The organism is Streptomyces sp. NBC_00448, assembly GCF_036014115.1.
GTDB lineage: Bacteria > Actinomycetota > Actinomycetes > Streptomycetales > Streptomycetaceae > Actinacidiphila.
This window is the reverse complement of the sequence record NZ_CP107913.1, coordinates 5361100-5375918: the sequence shown is the minus strand read 5'-3', so window position 1 is coordinate 5375918 and position 14819 is coordinate 5361100. Positions and strand designations below refer to the sequence as shown.

11 protein-coding genes are annotated in these 14819 nt (G+C 71.9%); 5 read left to right on the top strand and 6 right to left on the bottom strand.

Translation table 11 applies throughout. From position 1 onward, the window contains the following. Window positions 1–48: 48 nt before the first annotated feature. The 4 genes from OG370_RS22995 to OG370_RS22980 all read left to right on the top strand — a co-directional run bounded on the left by OG370_RS22995 (window position 49) and on the right by OG370_RS22980 (window position 6375). Complete coding sequence (locus OG370_RS22995) at window positions 49–2346, top strand: hypothetical protein (protein WP_328467232.1); 2298 nt, start codon at window positions 49–51, stop codon at window positions 2344–2346. A gap of 7 nt (window positions 2347–2353) precedes the next feature. Beyond that, on the top strand, window positions 2354–4576 hold the full coding sequence (locus OG370_RS22990) for an FAD-dependent oxidoreductase (RefSeq protein ID WP_328467230.1): 2223 nt from the start codon (window positions 2354–2356) through the stop codon (window positions 4574–4576). Window positions 4577–4589: 13 nt separating this feature from the next. Next, the gene (locus OG370_RS22985; protein WP_328467228.1) at window positions 4590–5480 is read left to right on the top strand and encodes an NAD-dependent epimerase/dehydratase family protein; all 891 of its coding nucleotides are present in this window, start codon (window positions 4590–4592) and stop codon (window positions 5478–5480) included. Window positions 5481–5781: 301 nt separating this feature from the next. Continuing rightward, window positions 5782–6375 (top strand): hypothetical protein, encoded by a 594-nt coding sequence (locus OG370_RS22980; protein ID WP_328467227.1) that lies wholly within the window; start codon window positions 5782–5784, stop codon window positions 6373–6375. Between the two features lie 126 nt (window positions 6376–6501). Here the strand turns inward: OG370_RS22980 and OG370_RS22975 are convergent, their stop codons facing one another. The 4 genes from OG370_RS22975 to OG370_RS22960 form a co-directional block, all read right to left on the bottom strand. Further along, window positions 6502–7308: a DEAD/DEAH box helicase gene (locus tag OG370_RS22975; RefSeq protein WP_328467225.1), complete on the bottom strand. Its 807-nt coding sequence runs from the start codon at window positions 7306–7308 to the stop codon at window positions 6502–6504. An 805-nt stretch (window positions 7309–8113) separates the two neighbouring features. Next, window positions 8114–8956 carry a Gfo/Idh/MocA family oxidoreductase gene (locus tag OG370_RS22970; protein WP_328467223.1) on the bottom strand — a complete coding sequence of 281 codons (843 nt, stop codon included), beginning with the start codon at window positions 8954–8956 and terminating at the stop codon, window positions 8114–8116. A 145-nt stretch (window positions 8957–9101) separates the two neighbouring features. Further along, on the bottom strand, window positions 9102–10463 hold the full coding sequence (locus tag OG370_RS22965; RefSeq protein ID WP_443060885.1) for an RNA polymerase sigma factor: 1362 nt from the start codon (window positions 10461–10463) through the stop codon (window positions 9102–9104). Beyond that, on the bottom strand, window positions 10463–10882 hold the full coding sequence (locus tag OG370_RS22960) for a YciI family protein (protein ID WP_328467219.1): 420 nt from the start codon (window positions 10880–10882) through the stop codon (window positions 10463–10465). The genes OG370_RS22965 and OG370_RS22960 overlap by 1 nt, the downstream gene beginning before the upstream one ends. 391 nt (window positions 10883–11273) lie before the next feature. On the opposite strand from OG370_RS22960, the gene OG370_RS22955 reads away from it, so the two are divergent. Further along, the gene (locus OG370_RS22955; RefSeq protein ID WP_443060884.1) at window positions 11274–12800 is read left to right on the top strand and encodes a flavin monoamine oxidase family protein; all 1527 of its coding nucleotides are present in this window, start codon (window positions 11274–11276) and stop codon (window positions 12798–12800) included. An 85-nt stretch (window positions 12801–12885) separates the two neighbouring features. Here OG370_RS22955 and OG370_RS22950 read toward each other — a convergent pair whose 3' ends face one another. Further along, window positions 12886–13674, bottom strand: coding sequence for an ABC transporter permease (locus OG370_RS22950; RefSeq protein WP_328467215.1), 789 nt, complete (start codon window positions 13672–13674; stop codon window positions 12886–12888). Beyond that, complete coding sequence (locus tag OG370_RS22945) at window positions 13671–14660, bottom strand: ATP-binding cassette domain-containing protein (protein WP_443060883.1); 990 nt, start codon at window positions 14658–14660, stop codon at window positions 13671–13673. The genes OG370_RS22950 and OG370_RS22945 overlap by 4 nt, the downstream gene beginning before the upstream one ends. Between the last annotated feature and the right edge of the window lie 159 nt (window positions 14661–14819).

Sequence of the window (14819 nt, the reverse complement as noted above, 5' to 3'; positions counted from 1 at the left end):
CCGCTTCATCCCCGCACCTTCTCTTCGGGACAAGAGAGAGGCACCTCCATGTCCGTCGCACGCCGCAGATTCCTCCAGGGCACGGCCGTCGCCAGCGGCGCCGCGCTGCTTCCCGCGATCCCCGCGCACGCCGCCGACCCGGTCACCGTCACCGCCGACGGCATCACGCTCGTCGGTCAGAGCGACGGCAGCGTCCTCATCAGCGACGGATCGGCCGGTTCGGGCACCGACCGGGTCCTGATCAGCCACTTCATGTTCAAGGACAGCGTGCTCGGCCAGCAGCGCACCTACGGCGGGACGCCCGCCCCGATCACGCTGGCGGACGGCCGCCCCGCCGTCCGGATCACGTACACCATGGGCAGCGCCGCAGGCGGCGTCACCGTGCTCGGCACCTTCGACGTCAGCGCGCACAAGGCCCACATGTCCTGGGAGGTCAGCGGCTCGGACACGTTGACGCCCACCGGGTTCATGGTCGCCCGCACCGTCCAGTCGCCCAGCGCGCCCGAGTCCTACGAGGCGTTGACCGCGTGGACGAAGGACCCGCGCGGCGGCATCCCGTACGAGGTCAACGCGGGCTGCGCGTACGCCGAGACGTGGGCGGACACCAAGGGCTTCTTCTGCCTGGCCGCCAGCAACACCGCCTACACCACCGCCACCTGGCTGCACACGCCCGGCGCCGCGACCGGTACGGGCGCCGCCACGACGACCATGGATCTCGTCTTCGGCGACCTGCGGCCGCGCGGCGCCGGGGTGCTGGCGGCGGGCAGCCCGCTGGGCGTGGAGGTGTGGACCGACCAGCCGTTCAACCTCTACAAGAGCGCCGGGCAGACCATGACCCTCAAGGCGCAGGTGGCCAACGGCGGTTCGGCCGCGAAGCCGGTCACCCTGACCTGGTGGGCGCGGGACTTCGCCGGGAACCAGATCGCGGGCGGCACCGACTCCCGAACGCTCGCCGCGGGTGCCGGCTGGGACGCCTCCTTCCCGATCACCGCACCCGGCCAGGGCATCGTCTTCACCGAGGTGAGCGTCCAGAGCGGCAGCGACACGGCACTGGCCCGCACGAATCTCTCCGTGCTGCCCGACTTCGCCTACCAGGCGGGCAGCGAGTCGATGTTCGGCCTCGCCAACTACCCCTGGCTGCTCAAGCCGACCGAGGCCGATGTGCTCGGGCTGCTGAAACTGATCGGTGTGCGGCGCATCCGGATCGCCTACGCGGGCGCGCCCGGCATCGACATCGCGACCCTCGACGCCAACGGCATCCACCACAACGTGGAGTTGAGCGGCATCCCGACCGGCGGCAGCGCGGACCAGATCGCCGCCTGGGCCGACACCAACACCGCGACAGCCATCGCCGCCGCCGCCGAGTACTTCGAGGTCAGCAACGAGGTGAACGCCCCCTGGATGCAGGGCCGGGGCGCCGACGCCTACGTCAGTGACGGGCTGCGCCAGGTCACCGACCGGCTGACGGCGGCCGGGTCGACGATGAAGGTCATGAACGCGGGCCTCGGCGGCATGGACTACGTGTGGACCGCCAACTTCCAGGCCGCGGGCGGATGGGACCTCATCGACGCGTTCGCCTTCCACCCCGGCCGCGGCAACTTCACCGCCGACTACGCCCCCACGCCTGATCAGTGGGTGCTGGGCGACACCGGCACGTACTGGAACTTCCTCGGCGCACTGCGCAAGGCCAAGGAGGTCATCGCCGAGTACGGCACCAAGGAGTTGTGGATGTCCGAGGCGTACGCCCCGACCAAGCCGAACTCCTGGTGGAACGACACCTACCGGCATGCCGCGGAGAACGTGCTGCTCAGCCTGGCGCTCGCGAAGTCCGAGGGGGTGCGGGGCGTCAACTGGTACCAGTTGCACGACTCGACGGTGCACCATCCGCAGGAGGCGAACCCGGACGACGTCGAGTTCCACAGCGGCATGATGAACCGCGACACCAGCGCCAAGCCGACCCTGCTGGCGTACGCGACGGCCGCGCGCGTCCTGGACCAGGCCGCGTACGTACGCCCGTTGGTCTTCAGCGACCCGGACGTCAAGGGCCTGCTGTTCACCAGCCCCGCCGGGCCGATCTCGATCCTGTGGACCCGCAAGGACGGCTACGTCCTCAACGCCGACCACGGCACCGACTCCTGGTGGGCCTCACCCGAACCCTGGACCGACACCTGGACGACGAAGACGCAGGTCGTCGCCCACTCCGGAACCGTCGCCGGGACGGTGCGCGAGCTGAACTGCATCGGCCAGGAAAGCACGTTGACTGCGGCGGGCGGCAAGGTCACGCTCACCCTGGACGGCGCGCCCCGCGTCTACTACGGCCTCGCCGCCGACCCCGACTGGAAGTAAGCACGCCATGAGGAACGAAACCGTACGGCACGACATCACCGTCGTCGGCGGCGGCCTGGCCGGGGTCTGCGCGGCGATCGCCGCCGCCCGGCTGGGCCGGTCCGTCGCCCTGATCAACAACAGGCCCATGCTCGGCGGCAATTCGAGCAGCGAGGTCCGGGTGTGGGTGTGCGGCGCCACCGGGCACGGCAAGAACCACCACGCCCGCGAGGGCGGCGTCATGGGCGAACTGTTCGTGGAGAACCAGTTCCGCAACCCCGAGGGGAATCCGTACTACTGGGACACCGTGGTGCTCGACGCCGTGCGGGCCGAGCCCAACATCACGCTGCACCTCAACACCGATGTGCGAGAGGTCGACGCCGAAGGGCCCGACGACGCACGGCGGATCACCGCCGTGACCGGCTGGACGATGGGCTCGGAGCGGCTGATCCGCTTCGAGAGCGAGGTGTTCCTCGACTGCACCGGCGACGGCCTGATCGGCTACCTCGCCGGCGCCCGGCACCGCATCGGCCGCGAGGCCCGCGCGGAGTACGGGGAGCCGTGGGCGCCCGAGATCGCCGACGACATCACGCTCGGCTCGACGCTGCTGTTCTACACCAAGGACGCGGGGCGGCCGGTGAAGTACGTGCCGCCGGACTTCGCCAAGGACATCAGCACGACGTCCATCCCGCAGCGCCGCATCATCAAGGCGGGCGACAACGGCTGCGCGTACTGGTGGATCGAGTTCGGCGGCGAGCTGGACACCGTGCACGACAACGAGCAGATCCGCGACGAGCTGTGGTCGGTGATCTACGGCATCTGGGACCACATCAAGAACTCCGGGCAGTTCGACGCCGACACCATGACCCTGGAGTGGGTCGGCTCGCTGCCCGGCAAGCGCGAGTACCGGCGCTTCCTCGGCGACTACGTCCTGCACCAGGGCGACATCCTCGGCCAGACCGAGTTCGCCGACCGCGTCGCCTTCGGCGGCTGGTCCATCGACCTGCACCCGCCGCAGGGCATGTACTCGACGGCGGCCGGCGCCAAGCAGCGCTACGCGGACGGCATTTACCACATCCCGTACCGCAGCCTGTACTCGGTGAACACCGCCAACCTGCTCTTCGCGGGGCGCGACATCTCCGCCAGCCATGTGGCGTTCGGCTCGACGCGGGTGATGGCGACCTGCGCGACGATCGGCCAGGCCGCGGGCACGGCGGCAGCGCTCTGCGCGGAGCAGGGCATCGCGCCGCGCGAGCTCGAAATTCCCTTGCTGCAAAGGGCGTTGCTGCGCGAGGACGCCTCGGTGATCGGGCTCGCCTCCGACGACCCGTCCGACCTCGCCCTTCGCGCCACCGCCACGGCCTCGACCACCCTGGGCGACCTGACCGTCGACACCCCTGACGAGACCTGGCCGCTGACCGCCGACGCGGGGATCGTCCTGCCCGTCGACCCCGCGCTGACCGGCCTCGAACTGCTGGTGGACGCCGAGCGCGACACCGTACTGACCGTCGACCTGTACGACCCGGAACTCGGCCAGAACTACGTGCCGCGCCGGCTGGTCGCCACGGTGTCCGTCGAGGTCCCGGCCGGGCACGGGCAGTGGGTCAAGACCGGTCTGGAGTGGGCGCCGGACACCCCGCGCAACGCCTTCGCCGTCGTACGCGCCGCCCCGGGTCTCGCCCTGCGCGTCGCCGACCGGCCGACGCCCGGGGTGCTGTGCTTCACCCGGGTGCCGCTGCGGCCGCAGGACGAGTCGCCGCAGCCGCTGCGGGAGTGGGCCGACACCGGGCTGCTGCGGCGTACCTTCTGCCTGCGGGCCGGGGAGACGACCGCCTTCGCACCCGGCAGGGCGGTGGACGGATACGCCCGGCCGTACGCGGGCCCGCACATGTGGGTGTCGCAGCCGCTGGGTGAATCCTCTGAAGCCTGGCTGGAGTTGGCTTGGCCCGAGCCGGTCGAGCTGGGCCGGATCGACATCGTCGCCGATGACGACGTCAACGAGGACCTGATCAACCTGCACCACCACAGGACCCCGTTCGACACGATCCCGACGCTGCTGCGGGACTACCGGGTGGAGGTGCGGGACGGCCCGGACTCCTGGCGGGTGCTGGCGCGGGTGACGGACAACCGGCGCCGCCGCAGGACACTGGTCCTGGACGAGCCGGTCACCGCCTCGGCGGTACGGATCGTGGCCGAGTCGACCAACGGGGCCGCGTCGGCGCACATCGTCGCCGTACGGGCCTACGCGTAAGGGGGGGTTGGCGATGACCGCCGAGATCCGGGTCAGAAGAGTGCTGGTCACCGGGGCCGCCGGGCGGATCGGGCGGGCGGTGCTCGCGCTGCTCGCGGCGCGCGGCATCGAGGCGAACGCGCTGGTCCTGGACGATCCGGGCGACCTCGGTGGTCTCGGCGGTCTCGGTGGCCTCGGTGCGCGGCTGGTCGTGACCGGTGACGCGGCCGACCCCGGGACCGTACGCGCGGCCCTGGACGGCGCCGACGCGGTGATCCACCTGGCGGCGATCCCGACCCCCGAACGCAACACCGCGCAGGAGGTCTTCGCCGGCAACACGGTCGCGACCTTCACCGTGTTGGAGGAGGCCGGGCGCGCCGGGGTGCGGCAGGTCGCGCTGGCCAGTTCGTGGGGCACCACCGGGCTGCCGTGGACCACCGACCCGGACCCGCACCCGCCGTACGTCCCGGTGGACGCGGACATGCCCGGCCAGGTCGAGGACCCGTACGGGCTGTCCAAGCAGGTCGACGAGCTCACCGCCGCGATGATGGCGCGGCGGCACGCGATGAGCGTGGTCTGCCTGCGCTATCCGTACGTCGGCGGCTTCGAGGAGCGGCTGCTCGCGCACGCGGCCCGCCTCGCCGAGCAACCCGCCCTCGGCGCACGGGACTTGTGGACCTATCTGGAGGTCGACGACGCGGCCCGCGCCGCGCTGCTGGCGCTCGGCGTGCCAGGTCCCGGCGCACACACCGTCCACGTCTGCGCGCCCGAGATCATCGTCCCGTTCCCCACGGAGGAGTTGCTTCGCCGCTTTCACCCCACCACCCGGCTGCTGCGGCCCCTGCCCGGCCGTACCGCACCGGTCGACACGACGGCCGCGCGGCGGCTGTTCGGATTCACGGCGGAACGGCTGATCGAGTTCTGAGCGGGTCCTGAGCGGGTCCTGAGCGGGTCCTGCACGGGTCCTGCACGGGTTCCACGCGGGGGCGGTCGCCGTCCGCCGCCGCCCCCGCGGCCCCGCCACCTCGGCCGGAACGCACCGGGTGGCGGCAGGGCGAGGCCCGCGCCGCCGGAACCCGGCCGGACCCGCACCGGTTGATCGGGCGCCGGGACGACGTATGCACGGCGTCAATTCCGCCGGTCGGAGCGTCAGCACGGCGTCAACGGGCCTGCCGGGCAGGCGATTTGCGGGGTGAGGCTGAACGTCCTGACGGAGGTTCGACTCGGTGGTCGCGCTGTCCCAGGCCCGGGCGGTGTCGTACGACGCGAACGCCGACGAGTCCCGCTACCTGCTCGACCCGGGCCGGCGCGGCACGTACGAGCAGTCCTTCGAGGACACCTCCCAGCAACTGCTCACCCTGCCGCAGGCGACCCTCGGCACGTACGACGCCCGGCTGGCCGCGGCCTTGACCGCCTACCGCGCGCACCACACCGACCTGCGCTTCACCGGCTACTACGGCGACGAGTTCCGCAACATCACCTTCCCCGGGGAACGTGCCGCGGCGGAGGCGACCGTCGACGCCTACGCCGTCTACGAACGGGACGACCGCAAGGTCCGCACGCTGGTGCGCCAGGGACGGTTCCAGCAGGCCCTCGCGTTCTGCATCGGCTGGGACAAGGACGCCTCGAACTACGACTTCGGGCAGTACGACACGGCTCTGCGGAAGCTGATCGGCATCAACGCGGACGCTCGCACGGGGGCGGTGGCGGCCGGACGGGGCGAGTTGACCGGCCGCCTCGCGGGCGCGGGGGCCGCGGTGCCGGCGGCCGCCGGGCTGACGGTGCTCGCGCTCCGTCCCCGACTGGCCGAGTTCCGCTGACACCTCCCCGCGCCGCACCGCCTCGCACCGGTCGGCCGGACGCGAGAGCAGAGCGGGTGCTTGAGCGTCCCGGAGCAAGGTCGTTCCAGGCCATTGCCGCGCTCCTGGCAGAGGAACCTCCGTTGACTACGTGTTCGCCTCTCCCTCATTCCGGTTCTCCAGGTAGTCGACACGCCGCAACTGCTCTGCGAGGACGGAGAAGTTGGAGTGGCCGCGCCACGACTCGTGGTCGCCGATGACGACCAGGCGGCGCCTGGCTCGGCTGACGGCGACGTTGAGGAGGTTGGGTTTGGCCGCTGCCCAGCGTCGGGAGCGGTCTGCGTCCGGGTGGGTACCGAGGATGAGGATCACCACGTCGGCCTCCTTGCCCTGTGCCGTGTGAACCGTGCCGCCCCGGTTCCGCGGCACCAGTCCTCGCAGCTGATCCGCCGCACGCTTCGCGACGTCGCGGAAAGGACTGATCACGTAGAGCTGGTCGTCCGGCAGGCCGTCGTGGCGGAGACGCCTGACGGTGGCGATCAACGCCCGCCCCTCGGTGGGGACCCACTTGCCCTCGGCCTGCAAGGATCGTACGTGCCACCAGGAGCTCTCCCGCGGCGGCCGGAACTCGCCCCTGTCACCGACTCCGTGGACCATGAGACCGGCGTAGGCGATCGCGTTGCTGACAGCGAACATCGGGTTGTCGCACCGACGGTGGACGCGGAGCGGCGAACCGACCCACACCTGCGTCGAGCCGTCCGGCAGCTGCGCCGGCAGGGTCGTGCCCCAGCGACCCAGGCGGTCCGCCACCTGTTGCGCGGACGTCCAGGACGGCGCCCACTCCTGGGCCACGTTCCGGTATTCGCGTAGCCGCTGCTGAGCCGTCCAGGGCAGGACGACCACCGGCTCCAGCTGCAGAGGGTCGCCGACGAGGCCGCGCGGCGGGTGCGCCACAGCGCCCCCACGGGCATCTGCGGCGAGGCTTGGCCGGCTTCATCGACGAAGAGCCACCCCAGGTCGCCGCAGCCGATACCGGCGAAGAGCCGCGCGTAGGAAGCGAAGGTGGTGGAGACCACCGGAACCGTGAGGAAGATGCTCTGCCAGGCGGCACGCACCGCCTCGGGGGCGAGATCCTTCGGGGCGCCGCCCCCTACGACCTCCATGGCGGCCTGGAGGTTCTTGAGCATGATGTCGCCCGCGGCGCTCAGGAAGGCACGGTGCAGCCGAAGTGCCTCCAGGAAGAGCCGGGTGCGCGCCTCGGCGAACGCGGTACATGAGGGCACTGGAGCCGTTGAGACGACCGTCGCGATCCTGGGCCGCCGCCTCCGGGAAGACGTCGGCGAGCACGTCCCGTACGCGTTCCACAGGAAACACCCCGCAGAACACCGTGTGCTGCCAGGCGTAGCCGTTGCGCGGACGCGGCAGACCGTCCGGCTCCTCCCACGGAAGCGGAACGCCTGCGCCGACAGCGAAGATCTGCTCCCGGGGACTGACGAGGGGAAGCTTCTGCGGGCTGAACAGTTCCACCGCCCGCCAGAAACTCACCACCTCGGCCATGCGACGTCGTTCACCGGACCTCGGCGCCACCAGGCAACCCCCCACCGCATCGGAGGTGCGTCCCGTCCGTCACCTTGGCCTCAGGCGGAGCGGCCGAGCAGGTGAAGCGTTCGGTCGACCCGGCACGCGGTCCGGGTTCCGCCCGGGCACGTGGGTGGAATCCGGTACGGCCCGGCATCGCGGGACGGCCACCGCGGAGGGGTCAGCCGGGGAGGGCCGTGGACACCTCGTGGAGGAAGCGCACCGGGCGCAGCAGGTCGTCGTAGGACAGGGGCGGTGTGCCCGTGCGGGCCATGTGCAGGAACGTCTTGAGGCCGGGGAGCAGGTAGTGGTCGTCGAGGGGCAGGGTGCGCTGGGCGATGGCCTCGCGGGAGACGACCATGGCGTGGAAGGGGATCTGCGCGGTCTCGGTGGGGCGCACCAGGTTGACCACGACGCGGGTGGCTCCCGCGACAGCCGTCGCCGTGATGGCCGCCGCGGAACGTTCGACGCGGATGTGGCCGAGCGCGCCGGGAGCCAGCCGCAGCGCCACCTCCACCGCGTGGACGCCGTAGAAGAAGACGCCGCCGTACGGGCTGTCCGGGTCGGCCGGGCCGGATGCGACGACGACCTGCGCCGCGCCCCGGGCCGCCGCGTCGGCGGCGAGGGCGTCGGTGTCGGGCAGCCAGCGTAGCGCCGAGTACGAGGTGAGCGGGGCGTCGTGCGCGCGGGCGGCCGCGATGATCGCCTCCGCGTCCGCCACGTCGCAGGCGAGCGGCTTGTCCACGAAGACCGGCAGGCCCTGCTGGAGGAACGGCACGGCGTGGGCGCGGTGCAGGCCGCCGTCCCGGTCGGTGACCATCACCGCGTCGACCAGGCCCAGCAGTTCGGTGGGTGCGTCGACGATCCGCTCCACCGCGCCCTTGGCCCGCAGGAGTTCGTTGCGCTGCGAGGCGCCGCCGCTCAGCGCCACCACGCGGGCGTCGTCGCCCAGGGCCTTGACGTTGAGGTGGTCGACGATGTGGTCGACGTGGCTGCTCTCCGTACCGATGATGCCGATGCGCATGACTCCATCATCCGGGAAGCCGCTCGGGGCGTTCCGCGGGCACCGACCGAGGCACCGTTCCGCGCGCCGCTGCGCGCGTCGTTCCGCGCGTTGTTCCGCGCACCGCCGTGTGATCGGCTCCTCGGCCGCGCCCCCGGGCGGATGGTCACCGCCCCAACGCGGCCGCCTTGCCCAGCAGTACGGACCGCTCGCGGGCGTTGCGGCACAGCCGGGCGGCGAGTTCCAGTTCGGCCCGGGCCTCGGCGGTCCGGCCGAGCCGGGTGAGCAGTTCGCCCCGCACGCTCGGGAGCAGGTGCGACCCGGACAGGGCACCGGATGCGGCCAGTTCGTCCACCATGCGCAGCGCCTGACGCGGTCCGCTCGCCATCGCGACGGCCACGGCCCGGTTGAGCTCGACCACGGGTGAGGGGGCCACCCGGCCGAGCGCCTCGTAGAGGAGCACGACGCGCTCCCAGTCGGTCTCCCGCACCGAGGGCGCCGTGTCGTGGCAGACCGCGATCGCCGCCTGGAGGCCGTACGGTCCGAGGCCCCGCCCGGCGGTCGTGGCCCGGCCGAGCGCGGCCAGGCCGCGGCGGACCGCCGACCGGTCCCACAGGCGCCGGTCCTGGTCCTCCAGGAGCACCGCCTGCCCGTCGGGCCCGGTACGCGCCGGAAAGCGCGCGGCGGTGAGCTCGAACAGCGCGAGCAGGCCGTACACCTCCGGCTCGGCGGGGAGCAGGGCGGCCAGCGTCCGGGCCAACCGGACGGCCTCGTACGCCAGGTCGGGGCGCAGCAGGCGGTCGCCGGCCGTCGCCGTCGAGCCCTCCGTGAAGATCACGTACAGGACGCTGAGGACGGCGCCGAGCCGCTCGCGCCGCTCCTCGGGCGGCGGCAGCGCGAACGGTACGCGCGCTGCGGCGATCGTCTTCTTCGCCCGGGTGATCCGGGCCTGGACGGTCGGGGTGGGCACGAGGAAGGCGCGGGCGATCTCCTCGCTGGACAGGCCGCCCACCACCCGCAGGGTGAGCGCTACCCGGGCCTCGGGCGAGAGCACCGGGTGGCAGGCGGTGAACATCAGCGCGAGGACGTCGTCGTCGATCCGGTCGGGGTCCCACGGCAGGTCGTCCGGCCGGCCGGGCGCGGCCCGCACGCCCGAACTGAACTGGCCCTCGCCCAGTTGGCCCGCGAGCAGGGCGTACCGCTCGTCCAGCGCCGACCTGCGGCGGAACGCGTCGATGGCCCGCCGCCGCGCGGTCGCCAGCAACCAGCCCACCGGCTCGGCCGGCGCACCGTCGCGCGACCAGGTGACGAGGGCCTCCGCCAGCGCCTCCTGCGCGACGTCCTCGGCGAGCGCGAAGTCCCCGGTGAAGCGGGCCAGCGCACCGACGATCCGCGCGGACTCGATCCGCCAGACGGCCGAGGCGGCCCGCCGCGCCGCCTCGGCGACCGGCGTGCCGCCGACGCTAGGTGTGTCGCCGGCGCTCGGTGTGCCGCCGGCCCCCGGAGTGCCACCGACGCCGCCGGGCATCAGATCTGCCCGGTCCGCTCCCGCCACGCCCGCTCCTTGATGATCCACTCGTTGTCCTGCGGAAACTCGTCGATGCCCGGCACCCGGCGGACCTCGCACTTCGAGCCGGCCACCGCCGGGAGGCGCTTGGCCCACTCGACGGCTTCCTCCTTGGAAGCGACGTCGATCAGGTAGAAGCCGCCGAACAGCTCCTTCGTCTCGCCGTACGGACCGTCGGTGACCACCGGGGCCGGCCCGCCGAAGTCGACCACCACACCCTGCGACGGGTCGTCCAGCCCCTCGGCGGCCACGAGCACGCCCGCCCGGATCAGCTCCTCGTTGAAGCTCCCCACGGTCTCGAGCATCTCCTCGAAGGGTGTGGACATCATCGTCGCGACGGACTCGTCGGTGCCGCGCATGATCAGCATGTACTTCGCCATCGTCGGTCTCCTTGCTCGGGGGTCGCCGATCGACCCTCTCTCTCCCAGGTCGAACGGCGACGTCGAGGATCGACACGGCAGCGGATCGAGAGGGCAGCCGAACACGAACGGTCCGGTTCGGGCAAGCGCCTTCGTCCCGCAGCGGGGCGAGCACGTCCGCGACCGCGCCCCCCGGAGCCCCGTGAGCCCGCCGCGGGCCGGCCTTCGGGCGCACCTCAACAGACGCCGCCGAAGCGGACGTTGCCTGCACGACACACGTACAGGAGGTCCTCCGTAACAGCCGGCTGCCAGAGTCCGCTGCGGCCAGCGAAGGAAAGGGGACATGACAGTGACCCAGTTCAACCGACGTGCGTTCTTGCGTGCGGTGGGTGCCACCGGCGGAGCGGGTGCCATGCTCGCCACCATGGGAGCGCTCGGCCTGACCCAGACGGCCGAGGCGGCCGGGCAGGAGGCCGCGAACTACCGTGCGCCGCGCAAGGGCGACTTCACGCTCTCCGGGCGGGCCGCCGCGAAGGTCGTCGTGCTCGGCGGCGGCATCGCCGGGCTCGCCACCGCGTACGAACTCGGCAAGGCCGGATACGACTGCACGATCCTCGAAGCCCAAAGCCGCCCCGGCGGCCGCAACTTCACCATCCGCGGCGGCACCACCACCACCGACCTGTACGGCAACAAGCAGACCGCCCGATTCTCCGACGGCCAGTACATGAACGCCGGCCCGGCCCGCCTCGCGCAGTGGATGGTCACCCTCGACTACTGCCGCGAACTGGGCGTGCCCGTCGAGGTGTTCACGAACGTCAACGCGGACGCCTTCCTCTACAACGAGTCCGCCGGCATGACCGCCCCGATGCGCTACCGCGTGGCGAAGGCGGACGTGTTCGGCTACACCACGGAACTCCTGGCCAAACTCACCGACCAGGGCGCGCTCGACCAGCAGTTGACCGGGTCGGACAAAGAGCGCCTGATGGACTTCCTCAAGGACTACGGCGACCTCGGCGACACCCTGGACTACAGCGGCAGCACCCGGCGCGGATACAGCGTGTGGCCCGGCGCCGCGGGCCAACCCGGCGTGGTGGCCGGCGACGTGCCGTCGGCGTCGGACGTCTTCGCCACCGGCGTCGGCCGCTACTTCTCCTTCGAGTTCGAGTTCGACCAGGCCATGCTGATGTTCCAGCCGGTCGGCGGCATGGACCGAATACCGTACGCGCTCGCTCGTGCGGTCGGCGGGCACCGCATCCAGTACGGCAGCGCCGTCACGCGGATCACCGACACCGAGCACGGCGTCACCGTCACCTACGAACGCGACGGCCGTGCCCGCAGCCTCACCGCGGACTTCTGCGTGTCCGCGATGCCGCCCAACATCCTGGCCAAGGTCCCGCACAACCTCGGCTCCGGCGTGCAGTCCGCACTGGAGGCGATCAAGCCGTCGTCCGCGGCCAAGATCGGCCTGGAGTACAAGTCCCGCTGGTGGGAGACCGATTACCGCATCTACGGCGGCATCACCGAGACCGACCTCGACGTCACGCACATCTGGCACCCCTCCTACGGCTTCCACGGCGAGCGGGGTCTGATGATCGGCTACTACAACACCGGCTCGAACGCCGACTCCTACGCTCCGCTCACCCCGGCCCAGCGTGAAGCCCGTGCGGTGGCGGCCGGCGTGAAGATCTACGGCGCCAAGTACCGTTCCGAGCTGGCCAGTTCGTTCTCGCACCACTGGCGCCAGTTCCCCTACCAGGAAGCCGCCTGGCACAGCACCCCCGGCGGCCCGGACGACCCCCGGTACAAGCCGCTCACCCAGCCCACCGGCCGCGTCTACTTCGCCGGCGACTGGCTGAGTTACATGGACGCCTGGCAGCACGGCGCTTTCACCTCGGCCCGTAACGCGGTCACCGCGCTGCACCAGCGCGTCCTCGCCTGATCGCTGGAGCCGCGCCGCCTTCCGGGAGAGGGCCACGCGCGGCGCCGGGCGGATACCCCGCTGGGTATCCGCCCGGTCCCCGCGGTTACTTCGGGTCGCGGTCGAACAGCGCCGACGACCAGCGGTAGCCGAGTGCGGTCAGGCCGACGCACCAGACCAGCGCGATCCACCAGTTGTCGCCGATCCCGGTACCCAGCAGGAGCCCGCGCAGGGTCTCGATGGCCGGAGTGAACGGCTGGTACTCGGCGATCGGCCGGAACCAGCCGGGCATCGTGTCGGCCGGGATGAAGGCGCTGGAGATGAGCGGGAGGAGGACCAGCGGCGTGGCGCTGTTGCCGGCCGCCTCGGCGTTCGGGCTGGCCATGCCCATCCCGACCGCGATCCAGGTGAGCGCCAGGGCGAAGAGCGCGAGCAGGCCGAACGCCGCCAGCCACTCCAGGGCCGTGGCGTCCTTGGACCGGAAGCCGATCGCCACGGCGACGGCACCGACGAGGACCGCGCTGGCCAGCGACTGGAGCACGCTCCCGACGACGTGCCCGATGATCACGGAGCCGCGGTGGATCGCCATCGTACGGAAGCGGGCGACGACTCCCTCGGACATGTCCATGGCGATGGAGACCGCCGCTCCGACCACGGTGCTGCCGACGGTCATCATCAGGATGCCCGGAACGATGTAGGCGATGTACGCGGAGCGGTCGGCGCCGCCACCGATCCCCGCGCTCATCACGTCGCCGAAGACGTAGACGAACAGCAGCAGGAGCATGAGCGGCGTGAGCAGCAGGTTCAGGGTCAGGGACGGGTAGCGCCGCACGTGCAGCAGGTTGCGGCGCAGCATCGTGTTCGAGTCGCGCACGGCGAGGGAGAGCGAGCTCATCGGGCTTCCTCCTGGGAGTGGTCGGACCGGCCCGTCGCGGCGCCGCCGGTCAGGGCGAAGAACACGTCGTCGAGGTCGGGGGTGTGCACGGACAGTTCGTCCGCCTCGACGCCGGCCGAGTCCAGCCGGTCGAGGAGGGCGCGCAGCGCGCGCTGGCCGCCGTCGTGCGGGATCTGCAGCGACAGCGCCGCGTCGTCCCTGGCGGCGTCGCGCAGGACGACCGCGGCGGACTGGTACGCGGAGGGGTCGGTGAACCGCAGCCGTACGTGGCCGCCCGGGACGAGCCGCTTCAACTCGTCGGGGCTGCCCTCGGCGGCGATCGTGCCCTCGCTCAACACCGCGATGCGGTCGGCGAGTTCATCGGCCTCGTCCAGGTACTGGGTGGTGAGGAAGACGGTCACGCCGCCGGCGACCAGCTCGCGGATGATCCCCCACATGGTGTGGCGGCTGCGCGGGTCGAGGCCGGTGGTCGGCTCGTCGAGGAAGATGATCCGCGGGGCGCCGACCAGGGTCATGGCGATGTCGAGGCGGCGCTTCATGCCGCCGGAGTAGGTGGAGGCGGGCTTCTTCGCGGCCTCCACCAGGTCGAAGCGCTCCAGCAGTTCGGCGGTGGTACGGCGGCCCTCACGGCGGGGGAGGTGGTGCAGGTCCGCCATGAGGAGCATGTTCTCCTCGCCGGTGATCAGGTTGTCGACGGCGGAGAACTGGCCGGTGACGCCGATCGCGCCGCGCACCCCGTTCGGCGCCGCGTTCACGTCGTGGCCCGCGACCTGGGCCTGGCCGGCGTCGGCGGTGATGAGGGTGGAGAGGATGTTGACGACGGTGGTCTTGCCGGCGCCGTTCGGCCCGAGCAGGGCGAAGACGGAGCCGGCCGGGATGCGCAGGTCGATGCCGTCGAGGACGAGCTTGTCCCCGTAGGACTTGCGCAGGCCGAGCGCGGAGATGGCGGCGGGTGGATGGGCGTCGGCATGCCTGGGCGTGGGCATGACAGAGGAAGCCATGGGGCTCTCCCGTTCGAGTCGAGGCGTGGCGAGGCGGGGTGGGGTGGGGTGTGAGCGTGAAGGGTGCGGGGCGGGGGGCTAACCGCGGTGCGGAGCAGGCGAGTTGGCGGGGCGGGCGCTCAGGGTCGGCGGGCAGCGGCGGCG

Excerpts from the sequence above, each read along its gene's own strand:
- OG370_RS22985 (WP_328467228.1), top strand. The coding sequence starts at position 4,590 with ATGACCGCCGAGATCCGGGTCAGAAGAGTGCTGGTCACCGGGGCCGCC.
- OG370_RS22965 (WP_443060885.1), bottom strand. The coding sequence starts at position 10,463 with ATGCCCGGCGGCGTCGGTGGCACTCCGGGGGCCGGCGGCACACCGAGC.
- OG370_RS22970 (WP_328467223.1), bottom strand. The coding sequence starts at position 8,956 with ATGCGCATCGGCATCATCGGTACGGAGAGCAGCCACGTCGACCACATC.
- OG370_RS22950 (WP_328467215.1), bottom strand. The coding sequence starts at position 13,674 with ATGAGCTCGCTCTCCCTCGCCGTGCGCGACTCGAACACGATGCTGCGC.
- OG370_RS22960 (WP_328467219.1), bottom strand. The coding sequence starts at position 10,882 with ATGGCGAAGTACATGCTGATCATGCGCGGCACCGACGAGTCCGTCGCG.
- OG370_RS22990 (WP_328467230.1), top strand. The coding sequence starts at position 2,354 with ATGAGGAACGAAACCGTACGGCACGACATCACCGTCGTCGGCGGCGGC.
- OG370_RS22995 (WP_328467232.1), top strand. The coding sequence starts at position 49 with ATGTCCGTCGCACGCCGCAGATTCCTCCAGGGCACGGCCGTCGCCAGC.
- OG370_RS22945 (WP_443060883.1), bottom strand. The coding sequence starts at position 14,660 with ATGCCCACGCCCAGGCATGCCGACGCCCATCCACCCGCCGCCATCTCC.
- OG370_RS22955 (WP_443060884.1), top strand. The coding sequence starts at position 11,274 with ATGCTCGCCACCATGGGAGCGCTCGGCCTGACCCAGACGGCCGAGGCG.